This window comes from Okeania hirsuta (assembly GCF_003838195.1).
Taxonomy (GTDB): Bacteria; Cyanobacteriota; Cyanobacteriia; order Cyanobacteriales; family Microcoleaceae; genus Okeania; species Okeania hirsuta.
Map to the genome: position 1 here is coordinate 1 of NZ_RCBY01000202.1, position 12,755 is coordinate 12,755.

Consider the following 12,755-nt stretch of genomic DNA (forward strand, 5'->3'; position numbering starts at 1 on the left):
TGAACACCCCCGTTGACGGTGGGGTATTAAACCCACAAAGAAAATGATAATATAAGACTTTTAGCTATTGGACAGTTCTTGTAATTTGTAAATATGCCAGCGCACATTGCTATATAAAAAAACTTCTGGCATTGAAGTTTTCTTTCCCTACTGCCTACAGCAAAGCTGCCTACTGCCTTCCTTCCTCCAAAGTGTAAGTATTCAACCGTTAGCGTAGCTCCCCCTCCGGGGGAACATGATATAAAAAATCAAATCAATTATTCCAAAGAAATTATCAATTCTTTACGCCTACTGCCTACAGCAAAGCTGCCTACTCCCTACTCCCTATGGGTGGAGTAGATGTCTAATTATCATTACATTTAAGCAACGCCAAACAATTGTGCTATCCGCCATCTCCGTTCTACTAAACTTACCCAAACTTACCCATGCCGGAATTGCATGAGCTTCAGTGTTCTATAGAACCCCTAACCGTATCTTCATATAAATATCAAGTTTTTTTGACTAGGAGACAGCTATACTGGAGACAGGAGACAGAAGGTAAGAGAGAAAAGGTTAAGAGGGAAGATTTGGGGAGAGATAATACAAAAAATTCAACACTCCTTCAACTGAATTTTCCTCAAAATTAATGCGCGAAAAGACTTGACTACCATAATTATATAGATCTCAAATGGGTTCTATAGAATTCTGCTCAAATTATTCTGAACTAAGCACAGAATCACGTTCCGCTAGTAGACGACGTAATTCTTGTTGTCGAGCGCTATCAAGTGGAAAATTCCAGATAGCGATCGCTGCTATGAGACTAATTGGGATAGGAACACAAATAAATATATATTTAAGCGCCTCAATTGCTGCGGGAGTATTTGTACCTCCAGGAACAAAACCAATCAAATCTAGAATGGGGTAAACCATACCAACTCCTAAAGCAGAACCAACTTTGTTAGTCATGGTCAACAAAGAATAGTAAAGACCTGTACGTTGTGTACCAGATTCCAGATTATCATGGTCTGTAACATCTGCCATGATCGAGCGTAACAAAAATGCTCCCGCACCAGATTCGATACCAAACAGAATATTAACTAAAGCATACAGCCATAAATTCCCTGGCTCAACTAGCAGTATAGTAGCGATAATTATACAACCATAAATTTTAGCAACACCAAAAGTCCGATGCTTCTCCAAACTATAACTAAGACGCATCCAGAAAGGAATGCCACAAAAACTAGCGATAAAATAGAGTAAAAGCATCAGACTAGACCATTGACCTAGATCCATGGCATAAGTAACAAAAAAAATGTAGATTGAACCAGTAATTCCAGGAGCAAGACCAACCATGAGATTTGCCAGTAGGACTCGCATTAGTAACTTGTTTTTCAATAACAGAGAAGTTGACTTGAGCAAACCAAGTTGAGGTGGTGGTGTCACAGGTCTTTCTTGAACATTACAAACAGCGATCGCTACAGTAATAGGCAGTAGTACAATAGTAAACCAACCCATAGCAGCAACTTTATTCCCAGTATCAACACCCCCAGTCTGCTCAAGAATAGTTGGAAGTATCAAAACAGCTAACATTCCAAAGACTAGAGCAAATTCTCGCCAACCTTGAATTCGCGATCGCTCATAATAATCAGATGATAATTCTGCACCCCAAGACATATGAGAAATACTCAACAGAGTCCAACCCACATAGAGCAGCAGCATCCAAAACAGAAGATAATTTCCTGTGATCGGAGCTTCAGGCATAAATACTTTGTAAACACAAATCATTAAAATAGGGACAGATAATATAATCCAATGACGGCGGCGTCCAAGAGGAGTTGTGACTTTATCGCTGAGAATACCAAGAACTGGATCGGTAAAAACGTCCCAGAAACGGGTAATCATAAAAATTGTGCCCACCAGAGAAAGGCCAAGTCCCATTTCTTCTGCATAAAAAGGGGGGAGGTAGACCAAAAGAGGAAGACCAAGAGCGGAAAGGGGTATTGCGGGAGAGACAAAAGCTGCGATGGTTTTTTTGGTCAGATTCATCTTTTTGTATTATTTATGGCCTTGGAGCAAGTATGAAATTATATGTCATTTAATTTTAGTTAGATGAATCAGAAATTACATTTGTTCTATATTTACTTAAGATTGGGGGATTTTTTGGGCAATACTGAGGCGATCGCGATTTGTAATTTTATTTGTCATAACCTAAAGTACCAGGAACGTTAACGAAGTCAGAAGTCAGAAGTCAGAAGTCAGAAGTTGTTTTTGTAAAGGGGATTTGAGCGCCCCTCCAAAAACATTTCGCCTTAAAAGGCAAGGTTGTGCGACCCAATTATTTTGATAAAATCTGGCGTTTTAATTTCTGGATGTTTTTTTAAAATAAAAGATGTAGTGAGAAAAATATGTAAACGAAATACTATTTATCAGGATAAGTATATAGTGTTATTATTTTTTGTTGTCCATAGAATTTTTAAATCAGAGGTAATTAATAATGAAATCTTTTAGCAGAAAGCTTGGTTTAGTAGAAAAGTTTATGACACTAGGACATGAAGTGGGTGGTGGACTAATTGTTAATGTTGTTTATCTTGAAGGATTTTTAGCACCTGATACTGTTAAACAAGCTCTTAAATTAGTTCAAAACCGTCATCCCATACTTCAAGTTTACATTGTTGAATGTGAGGATGAGTTTTATTTTAAATCAGAAGGAATAACAGAAATTCCTCTACAAGTTCTATACAAACAAGATGATAATGAAGCGATTAAATTTGCTGAAACGGAACTACATAAACAGTTTGAAAATGGAAAAAATCCTCTGTGTCGTTTAACGATTTTATATCCTGATTACTATCACAATAGCTGTGAAATAGTTATGACTTTTCATCATGGAATTGTTGATGGTATATCATGTATGCAATTTATTGATGAATTGGTATGTTATTGTCAGCAAATTACGGATGGAGAGAATGTATCTACAGTAGAATCTCTCAAACTTCTTCCTCCAGCAGAAGACCTACTAAATTATAAGATTATCAATGAAAAAGCAATTGAAAGTCATCAGTTAACAAAAGAAAAACAAACTATAGTCCCGCAATTAATTATTGAACAAGAAGCATCAGCAAATGAACGTTTTACCAGAATGTTACCAAGGATGCTTAGTCAGGAAAAAACTAAGATGCTAATTAAAAAATGTAAGCAAGAAGAAACAACAGTACATAGTGCTATTTGTACAGCCATGTTATTGGCATCGGCAAAATTACTTTCCATAGATAACCAGGTGAATTTTTCCTATGGTTTTCCTGTAAATTTAAGAAAATATTGTGAGCCAGAAATCACAAATGAAAATCTAGGTTGCTTTATATCTGTGTTAGCTTTTAATCAGTTAATTCACCAAAATACATTTTTTTGGGATTTAGCTAGAGAATGTAAAGCTAAAACACATGATGCTTTAATTAGTGGTGTTCATATAAATCTATTAAAGCAAGGTAAATTACGCGAAAAGCAATCCCTTAATTTTGAAAGAGAAAGGATGATTCAATCTAGGTTAAGTCAAGAAAATACCATGGGAAGAAATAATCTTTTTTCCATTTCTAATAGAGGTAAATTTAAACTTTGCTATAAAGGTGACAAGCTAAAAATAAAGGAATTATACTTTGCTATCGGTCAGCATCTTAGAGGTGATTGTTTTTGGTCAGGTGTTGTTACATTCAATGACCAACTCTTTTGCAATTTTATCTATGTAGAACCTTTAATCAGTAAAAAAACAGCACAATTATTGGCTGATAATGTAATTATGCTCTTAGAAAAAGTTTGTATTAATCAAAATTTGACATTAGCAATGTTACATGATTAAGTTATGCAAAATAAAGCTTTATGACCTCTAATGTTTATTTGACAAATATCAACTTTCATATATAATAACTATGCCATAATACTTTGTAATAAACTAAATAGATATGAACTGGGACAATAACTCAATTGTAATTTATTCTAACCTTTCATTTCATGTGGAAGACTGGGCTTATCCCAGTATTAATAAGGGAATTGGAGGAAGTAACGAAGCTGTCATTTACTTAAGCTCAGAACTTGTGAAGTTAGGACATAAAGTTACTATTTTTAATCCATGTGGTGCTATGAAGGGAGAATATGATGGTGTTGTTTATCAGCCTATTGAAGAATTTAATTCTGATGACAATTTTAATATTTTTATCTGTCATCGTAGCTGGCTACAACCTATGATGATGAACATCAAAGCTAAAAAAATTGGGGTATGGTTACACGATAATCCAAAAGGTTTTCCTCCCATTGAAGAATCTAAAAGGCAAAACTTTTTAGCTAGCTTTGATAAACTATTTGTACTTTCAAAATATCACCAATCAATGTTGCCAGATTGGATTCCTGAAGAAAAAATATTTTTAACTAAGAATGGAATTAATCTTCAAGATTTTAACACCTCTTCAATTGCCAGAAACCCTAAAAGATTAATTTATATTACTACCTATAATCGGGGAATAGAAAACCTACTACAAAGATGGCAAGAGATTCTTAAAGAAGTCCCTGATGCTGAATTGCATATTTTTTATGGATGGCAACTTATAGATGCTTTAGCTAAAACTCCTTTGGTTGAAAAGATTCCAGACTTAAAAAATGTTAAGGATAGACTGTTACCCCTAATGCAGCAAAAAAATGTTTATGAACAGGGGAGAATTGGGCACAAGCAATTAATTGAAGAACTATTAAAATCTGGAATATGGGTTTATCCATGTCATACTCCAGAAGTTTTCTGTATCAGTGCAATTAAAGCACAAGCTTGTGGTTGTGTGCCAGTAGTAACAACATTTGCTGGCTTAGATGAAACTGTACAATCAGGTATCAGAATTAAAGGACCTGCTGGCGATCGGGAAACTAATGATTCTTTTATTGAAGCAGTCATAGACTTGCTCAAAAATCCTGAAAAACAAGAATCTTTAAGACAAGAAACTTTTGCATTGAAAGATTCATTTGGCTGGGATAAAGTAGCTCAACAGTGGCATCAAGAGTTTTTATCAAACTAATGTCTATTACCATTATCCAAATTGTAAAGTACCTGGGACAATAAAATCTGGTGTCTGAATCTCTGGATGTTTTTCTAATAACCGATAAATTTTTTGGCGAATATCTACAATATCTGGTTTATCTATTTGATTATTACGAGTACTTTCTTGTGACAAATTAGAGCCACTCTGAGAATCTTTCGTAAAGGCTTTACAAGCATTATCAACTTCAGAAATAGGTAATCCACAATACTGAACAATAGATGTCACTATTGATTGTGGATTTACTACTAAATCTTCGTAACGAATGGCACAAGCAGGAACACCTTTTTTGTAGAGGTATAGATAACATTGCATCACAGATAACCACATAGTTGTATATAAATCAATTGCATTAGGGTCTGTAAAATCAATATAATTAGAATAATCCTTAAGCAATGGGATAGCTTTACTGTAACGTTCTATATTTTCTTTGATAGTTGGAAGTATCGAACTCATAAAGGCAAAAGCACGCATAGCAGATTTCACATAATCTTCAGCATTTCGATATAAAAAAATCACCTTAGCATTAGGAAATACATGGTGTATTAATTCCCCTAATTCAATACAAAAACTCCGCAATTTTATGATACAGCATGAAGATTTTCCTGTTACATTAGGTTTGCCCACAAGATAAATACAAAGCTTGAGTAATTCCGCTATTTTATCATCATTACTACCATCAGAATTTCGCATTCCTACAATTTGGGAAAAAACATCAGGTTCAGATAAACTAAGCACATTATCTACTTGGTTAAATACCTTGCTTAGTAAAGTCGAACCACAACGGCCTACAGAATAAATTATTACTAGATTTTTAATTGGTTCTATTTCTTCTATTAATTGTGGAATTTCAGCCAAAGGAACAGCAATTAATTTCTGAGCATGGTCATATTGAGCATGATAAAAAAAGGCTGCCTGAGACAGATCGATATCTAAGGGAGTTTCTACAAAAATTGCTCGTTGATTTTGGAGGTCGAGACAATATAAACTAATATTAGGATTTTTAATAATCGTTTTGGGGTCAATTGTTTCCCCTTCCTGATAATCAAAATCCTCTAGTTTAACAACTGTATTAGCAGGGGTTCGATTTTTCTTTTGAATGTGAAGAATTTGGGTACTCATTTTGATTAAGGGTAATAATTATTTGTTTATTAGTTATGAGAAGATAAATGAGAATTAATTATTTCTACGGCATTTTTAACTCCATTTTCAGCCCTAATTTTTTGTCCTAAAATACGCGCTCGATCCTTCATAGTTTCATCGCTAGTAGCAATTGTAATTGCAGCAGCTAATCTTTCAGCCGTTAATTCCTGTCGCGGTATGGGTTGAGTTCCCACACCTAAATTAGCCAATCTTTGCCCCCAGAAAGGTTGATCGGCAACAAAAGGAATAATAATAGAAGGAACACCAGCTCGCAACCCTGCAGAAGTTGTACCCGCACCACCATGATGAACGACTGCTGCCACCTGGGGAAATAACCAATCATGGGGTACTGAGTCAATCTTAAATACATTGTCTGGTAAATCTGCATTACTCAATGCACCCCAACCTTTCATCAAGATCCCCCTTTGTCCACTTTGAGCTAAAGCATTAAGTACCAATTTGGTTAATGCTTCTGGATTAGTATCACTCATACTTCCAAAACCAATATATACAGGAGGGGAACCCGCCGCGAGGAAATCTATTAATTCTTTTGGTGGCTGCCAATTTGCAGGACTATCTAGAAACCAATATCCTGTAACATAAGCCCAATCTTGCCAATCTGAAGGTTTTGGTAGAACATTAGGACTATAGCAATGGAGAGTTGGAATTTTTTGTTGTCTTTGACGACTATAAACACCTGTAATGGGAATTGGTGATAAATTTAGGGTTTTGGTTCGCCATTGGTTAATTTCTTTTCGGATAAATTGCCAGCAAAATTGTTCTTCTGCTATATGAGTTAACCAGTTTAATTTCCCCTCTAAATTAAAATTTGATGTAAAAAGTGGATTAGGAAAAGTACGAGTGGGAGTTAAAGGATTTGTATAAGCTGCATAACAAGGTATACCAAGTTTTTCCGCAATATGATAGGCTGGTAAAGACAGACGAGAATAAATAATAACATCGGTTTCTTGACATACTTCCCAAGTTTTAAACATTAAGTTTTCAAGTGATGAGCCAAAGATGAACCACCAATTAATTCTACCCCATAAACCATGAAAACTTATACTATTAATTTTATCCTTATTCTGAGAACGCTTTTTCAATTTCTTAGAAATACCTCCTAGAGAAGCAAAATGAAGTCCTTTATTGCTAATAAAATCTTCAAAGATATCAAGACTAGCTATTTTTACCTGATGACCTGCTGCTTGTAATCCTAAACCTAAAGCAATATAAGGTTGTACATCGCCCCTTGTTCCCAATGCTAAAATAGTAATTCGCATATTTTTATTGAGTGCTTATTGAATAATTCATTAATTTGTATTTGAGCATCGATATTTTAAATATCATAGCTTTTGTAATATATACTGACCGTTTTGGATCAAGACCACATGAAGATTATAATTAATAACAAACTCATTAACTGCTTTTACCACACCTCCATTCCACCAACCACCTTGAAAATAATCATCGCCAGTAATCAAACCACCAGTTTTTACCTTGCCATAATATAATTCCAAATCCTGTTTAACATACTCATACAAATGGTTACCATCGATATATATCCAATCAAAATAATTATCAGCAAAGTCTTGACATATATTATTGGAAAAATCTCGGTGAATTTCTACCTGACCTGACTTAATTTCATCAGCGAACATTTGTGTTACTAATTGGTAACGATTATTCATTTCCTGTTGGCTTTTACCAACTTTTCCTCCATAGCAGGATTTTTGATAAATTTTTTCTTGATGATAGTGCCAGGGATCGACCAAATGAAGTTTTTTTCGGTTCCACAAGTTCCAGTATTTTTTGTGAAAAACTTCCCTGATGAACCCCAATTTCTAAACCTATACTATATTTTGGTAATATTTTTAATAAGAGTTCCCTTCCACCGCTAATCCATATTCTTCCGTTCTTAGATACTATATTATCCATAATTTTTATTACCTACTTACTGAACAATTACAAACTTTTTTACAAATCGTTTAGGATTGCTATCTTCTAACATAAGACAAGGCGCGTGTCAAACAATAAACCTTGCCCTTCAGGTAAATTTTCAACTGACAGGGCGCAACATTTGAGCAACCTGAACCACACAATCAGAAAATCTCAGAGGGATGATAGAATCATTTTCTGTCAAAATCATCTCTCTTTGATAACCTTTCTGAGTAGATTCTCGATCAACATACAATTGACGATTTTTGATGTCTAATACCCAATAATCCTCAATACCTGACCTATGAGTTTTTAAGATTTTGGTTAAAGAGTCATATTGTAGTCATGGCTTCTTTGACCCAACGAGTCGCACTCAACCCAACCTATAGCAATGTGCGCTGGCATATTTACAAATTACAAGAACTGTCCAATAGCTAAAAGCCTTATATTATGGTTTTTTTATTCCCCCAGATGACCTGTTGCCTGTTGCCTGTTGCCTGCGCACAGCGCTATACTATAAAGTCTTATATCATGTTCCCCCTCCGGGGGAGCTACGAATTGCGGATAATCAGTTATAAAAAAACTTCTGGCCTTGAAGCTTTCTTTCCCTTCTGCCTTCCCCTCCTGGGAGGGGGAGGGGCGAGGGGTGGGTTGCCTACTGCCTTCCTTCCTCCAAAGTGTAAGTATTCAACCTAACATGATATTACTTTTGACTTTTGACTGTCTTGAGTGTGTCTTACATTCTGAGGAGACCTCAGAATTACACACTCGCTTTTGACTTTTAACTTCATCAAGCAATACTCCCCCGCTTCCGAGTCTCTTTATAAGAAGTTCCCACATTTTTCAAACCAGCTTTAATCATTTCCTGTTCCAATAAAGCAAAGAAACTCGCCCGGTCGCCTCCCCTAACCACCGCCTGATTATGAGCTTCCGCTAATACCACCGGATAACCATAACCCTTTTGCACTTGAGCCAACATCATTCCTAACACTAACTCCAACATTTCTTCATCCTCAGCCACCCATTCTGGCATATCAATTCTGGCAACTTCCGTACCAACATTCACATAACAAAAATAGATAATATTATCCCCATATAAATCTAAAATTCTAGCGGAAGATTGCCATAAAGGACTTCTTTGCCCAGGTTCCAATATCGAACCCCAAAATACCACATCTCGCAAGGGTTCAAATGACTGACAAGGTGCTTTTTCGGTAAAACCAAATCCCCCTAACCCAACATTCGGGCAATTACTAACACAGTCAGGTTCATCATAAATACAAGCCTTTAAGCGTAAAAAAGATAAACTTTCACTACTCCGAGAAGCACTCAAATAACCAATCAAAGGAATACCCGCTAACTTTAATTTATTCCAAGCATCTAAAATCGGATTTAAAATTCTATCCCGTGCTTCAGAAGGCAAAGATTCTAAGAACCAATAAATCAGAGAACCATCAACCATTGCCAATATTGGGGAATCTAAATTATCCGAATTATTTTTCCTCCATTCACAACCCAATTCTGCCAAAACCAAAGCCTCAGAAATAGTCCGTCGATAACCCATCCATTCTTCAGTTTTAATTCCCCATTGTCGAGAAATATAAAGGTCATCTGCTTGATAAAAAATTTCTGGAATACTATCTAAAAGTGGATAAATACTTTCACCATAATTCAACATTACTCGCCCAATATTTAGCAAATAACAATAGGCTATTTCATGGTGACTTGGTGCTATTTGAGAACCGTCTGTAGCAAATACTGTATGATTTTTAGGAGGAGGATTAATTAAGGGATAAATATCTAAAGATTCTATAGGAATAGCTGGATTAAAAAGTATGCGATCGCTCCAACTTTCTTCTAATTCTAATAATTCTTCTTGTTCATTTTTTGCCTCTGCCAATAATTGTTGAGCTATTTCTAATCTATTTTGTGCTGCCATTGCTTCTGCTGTGAGATGTTGGCTCATCCCTTGCATTTGTTTCGCTAGTTTTGTTAGGTCTAGCATCGTTTTTATTTCCTAATTTTTAGAGATTTAAGTAGTTAATTAATCAGGAAGAAGGAAGAAGTAAGAGGGAAGAAGGAAGAGGGAAGAAAGAAGGAAAGAATCAATAGTGACATTGAAGAAAAAAAGGTAAAAATAATAGCTATATTGCTATATCTATCTAAGATAATCTAACAAAATACAGCTTTTTGTCGCATTTTTTTTTCAAGCTGGTATTAAACTTTGAGTAACTTGGTCATTTCAGTTATCAGTTAGCCTCCTAAGATTGGAACTGCGTTAACATTACATCTGTAATCAGGAGGCTTTAAATCTGGAATATTCTATTTTCTATTGGTCGATTTTTTCCTAACCTTCAAGGGGTCTTCCTCTTCCTTCCCTCTTCCCTCTTCCCTCTTCCTTCTTCCCTCTTCCTTCTTCCTTTTTAACTTCTTCCTTCTTCCTTCTTCCCTCTTCCTTATTTCCATAGGGAAAAATTCTGGCAAAACTGAGTAGAAGATAATAAATGAATAGGTGGATATTGAGTTACAGATTCTCGTTCTTTCTGAGTATTGTAACCCCAATCTGCTAAAAATAATTCTACTTCTTTTAAATCCGATTGTTTTTGTACAGATAGTAAAGTTTTCAATCTATCTTCAACAAACCAAATAATTGTTCCTGCTCCTGATGCTGCTAATAACATTCTCAGAGTTTCATATTTAGGACGTTTACATTCTTTACCAATAATATCCGTTTCTGGTAAATTCACACCTTGTTTTTGGAGGAGCGATCGTACAAACCGCCCCTCTTTAGTTGTCACAATAACTGGTTTAACTTCTGATACTATTAACTGCTTTAATTTTTCCACTACTCCTGGATAAAACTCATGTAAAGACAACCATCCTTCTAAATCTTTTGCTATCCATTCATCTCTAGTAGTATCTAGACAACTACCAATTTCTCCTGGATTTTGATTCTCTTCAGTCACAATTTTTGTAGCGATCGCTTGCCATTCTCGTAAAATACTTTCTTCTTCAATACCTAATATTAATGCCCGAATCAAAACAGGCATTTCCCAGCCAATTTCAATTACGGGACGTAATCGATAAAACTGTTCTGCCAAATCATTATTTGGTTTTTGCTCTAATGGTTGCCAAATTTGACAGTAGGTGCGCCAGGCCGTTTGAAAATATTCAACCAGTCCATTGCATAAAACGCCATCAAAGTCAAGAGCTAGAAGAGTAGGAATTGTTGTTTGCATAATTTAAAAGTTCAAAATCAAAAATTAAAAGTAAGACTGCTCGGTCGCTGTTGCCTACTCTAAATAAATTTTATCGTCAACTTCAGGCTGATTAAACCTAAAACCCTGAACCAACAACCTTCTTCAGTAGTCCTGCATGGTAATGGTAAGGATATTTATCATTTTCTTTGTGGGTTTAATACCCCACCGTCTACACGGTGTTCAAAATTACTTGGGGTGAGAATCCCCATGTAATTTTCCTCCTGTCTCCTGTCTCCTGTCTCCTGTCTCCTTCTTCAATATATATTTTTTAATTTCTCCTACTGCCCCATCCCCCCAGGGCTAATTTTTTGTCGCCAGAAAATACTAATATAAAATACATTTAGTTGTACAAATATACTATACAAATCTCCCCACCTCCCCATCTCACCAAATTCCCCTCCTGGGAGGGGTTAGGGGTGGGTTTCCATCTCCCCATCTCCCCATCTCCCCACACTCCCTGAGATGTTGTATTTTTTAACAAAACTATGTTTTTGACTTTAAGTATGGTTACAATAACTACAGGTTTATTAAAATTTAAGAATTCAATAAACAAACAAAGACCAATCACAAAAATTGGTGGTTCTAATTATCAAGTGGTCAACCAATTTTAATAATGGAGAGGTAAAATTATGAGCACTAATGGAACTATGACAGAAACTAATAAAACTACTGATAGTAGTAGTAAAACTACTACTCAAAGTAATCAGCCAACAAAATTGGATCAAGGGTCTCAACAGCGTACCACTTTACAAGTTGAGACCAAACCAGTACAAGAAAAGCAAGCACAAGAATCTCAAGTATCTGGAAAATTAGCCTTACCTGGAAATCGTCCTATTGGCACAACTAATCTTAAGTATACTCAAACAATTTCTAATCGTCCTGTAGTTTCAACAGGTCTTGAAGTACATCATACAATGTCCGCTTCTGGAATTCGTCCAGTTGTTTCTAGTGGATTAGAGTTTAATAGTACTATTACTGCTTCTGGAGTTCGCCCTATAGGTACTAATCATTTAGAAGTTAGTCAAACTTTGATGAATCGTCCAGTTGCTTCTAATCAGGTTGATAATGAAGGTTTGATGGGTTTTTTAGATTAGAATTTAACCATTTTCTTCTAATTTAGAAAGTGTGTCTATAGATTATTAATTACGTTTGTTTGTCAAAATTTAGATTATTTTGGCAAACTGTAACTATAAAAGAGGGAGTAGGGAGTAGGGAGTAGGGGAAAGGGAGAAATAATTGATAATTTCTGTGCGATAATTGATTTTATTTTTGATTCTTGGAGATATCCAATAAATAATTCACTATTCATTATCATTTTCTTTGTGGGTTTAATACCCCACCGTCTACACGGTGTTCAAAATTA

12 protein-coding genes are annotated in these 12,755 nt (G+C 35.4%); 3 read left to right on the forward strand and 9 right to left on the reverse strand.

Annotated features, from left to right (window positions below):
• Nucleotides 1–693: 693 nt before the first annotated feature.
• Entirely contained in the window at nt 694–2,025 is a 1,332-nt protein-coding gene (locus D5R40_RS24715; protein WP_124155363.1) for an MFS transporter, read from the reverse strand.
• A 448-nt stretch (nt 2,026–2,473) separates the two neighbouring features.
• On the opposite strand from D5R40_RS24715, the gene D5R40_RS24720 reads away from it, so the two are divergent.
• Nucleotides 2,474–3,832: a condensation domain-containing protein gene (locus tag D5R40_RS24720; protein WP_124155364.1), complete on the forward strand. Its 1,359-nt coding sequence runs from the start codon at nt 2,474–2,476 to the stop codon at nt 3,830–3,832.
• A gap of 103 nt (nt 3,833–3,935) precedes the next feature.
• Nucleotides 3,936–5,033: a glycosyltransferase family 4 protein gene (locus D5R40_RS24725; protein WP_124155365.1), complete on the forward strand. Its 1,098-nt coding sequence runs from the start codon at nt 3,936–3,938 to the stop codon at nt 5,031–5,033.
• A gap of 12 nt (nt 5,034–5,045) precedes the next feature.
• Here D5R40_RS24725 and D5R40_RS24730 read toward each other — a convergent pair whose 3' ends face one another.
• From D5R40_RS24730 to D5R40_RS36005, 8 genes are all read right to left on the reverse strand, one after another.
• Entirely contained in the window at nt 5,046–6,176 is a 1,131-nt protein-coding gene (locus D5R40_RS24730; protein ID WP_124155366.1) for a sulfotransferase family protein, read from the reverse strand.
• Nucleotides 6,177–6,205: 29 nt separating this feature from the next.
• Nucleotides 6,206–7,477, reverse strand: coding sequence for a glycosyltransferase (locus D5R40_RS24735; RefSeq protein WP_124155367.1), 1,272 nt, complete (start codon nt 7,475–7,477; stop codon nt 6,206–6,208).
• Nucleotides 7,478–7,540: 63 nt separating this feature from the next.
• Entirely contained in the window at nt 7,541–7,993 is a 453-nt protein-coding gene (locus tag D5R40_RS24740; protein WP_161565062.1) for a class I SAM-dependent methyltransferase, read from the reverse strand.
• A 260-nt stretch (nt 7,994–8,253) separates the two neighbouring features.
• Entirely contained in the window at nt 8,254–8,388 is a 135-nt protein-coding gene (locus tag D5R40_RS24745; protein ID WP_240038877.1) for a hypothetical protein, read from the reverse strand.
• 534 nt (nt 8,389–8,922) lie between these two features.
• Nucleotides 8,923–10,137, reverse strand: coding sequence for a DNA double-strand break repair nuclease NurA (locus D5R40_RS24750; RefSeq protein WP_124144316.1), 1,215 nt, complete (start codon nt 10,135–10,137; stop codon nt 8,923–8,925).
• Nucleotides 10,138–10,454: 317 nt separating this feature from the next.
• Complete coding sequence (locus tag D5R40_RS36000) at nt 10,455–10,598, reverse strand: hypothetical protein (RefSeq protein ID WP_161564438.1); 144 nt, start codon at nt 10,596–10,598, stop codon at nt 10,455–10,457.
• Entirely contained in the window at nt 10,589–11,371 is a 783-nt protein-coding gene (locus D5R40_RS24755; RefSeq protein WP_124144317.1) for an HAD family hydrolase, read from the reverse strand. Before D5R40_RS24755 ends, D5R40_RS36000 begins: the two co-directional genes overlap by 10 nt.
• Nucleotides 11,372–11,732: 361 nt before the next feature.
• A complete protein-coding gene (locus tag D5R40_RS36005; protein WP_161564439.1) occupies nt 11,733–11,873 on the reverse strand; it encodes a hypothetical protein in 141 nt (46 codons plus the stop codon).
• 148 nt (nt 11,874–12,021) lie between these two features.
• On the opposite strand from D5R40_RS36005, the gene D5R40_RS24760 reads away from it, so the two are divergent.
• Nucleotides 12,022–12,486 (forward strand): hypothetical protein, encoded by a 465-nt coding sequence (locus D5R40_RS24760; protein ID WP_124144318.1) that lies wholly within the window; start codon nt 12,022–12,024, stop codon nt 12,484–12,486.
• Nucleotides 12,487–12,755 lie beyond the last annotated feature (269 nt).

Excerpts from the sequence above, each read along its gene's own strand:
- D5R40_RS24715 (WP_124155363.1), bottom strand. The coding sequence starts at position 2,025 with ATGAATCTGACCAAAAAAACCATCGCAGCTTTTGTCTCTCCCGCAATA.
- D5R40_RS24760 (WP_124144318.1), top strand. The coding sequence starts at position 12,022 with ATGAGCACTAATGGAACTATGACAGAAACTAATAAAACTACTGATAGT.
- D5R40_RS24725 (WP_124155365.1), top strand. The coding sequence starts at position 3,936 with ATGAACTGGGACAATAACTCAATTGTAATTTATTCTAACCTTTCATTT.
- D5R40_RS24750 (WP_124144316.1), bottom strand. The coding sequence starts at position 10,137 with ATGCTAGACCTAACAAAACTAGCGAAACAAATGCAAGGGATGAGCCAA.
- D5R40_RS24730 (WP_124155366.1), bottom strand. The coding sequence starts at position 6,176 with ATGAGTACCCAAATTCTTCACATTCAAAAGAAAAATCGAACCCCTGCT.
- D5R40_RS24720 (WP_124155364.1), top strand. The coding sequence starts at position 2,474 with ATGAAATCTTTTAGCAGAAAGCTTGGTTTAGTAGAAAAGTTTATGACA.
- D5R40_RS36000 (WP_161564438.1), bottom strand. The coding sequence starts at position 10,598 with ATGGAAATAAGGAAGAGGGAAGAAGGAAGAAGGAAGAAGTTAAAAAGG.
- D5R40_RS24755 (WP_124144317.1), bottom strand. The coding sequence starts at position 11,371 with ATGCAAACAACAATTCCTACTCTTCTAGCTCTTGACTTTGATGGCGTT.
- D5R40_RS24735 (WP_124155367.1), bottom strand. The coding sequence starts at position 7,477 with ATGCGAATTACTATTTTAGCATTGGGAACAAGGGGCGATGTACAACCT.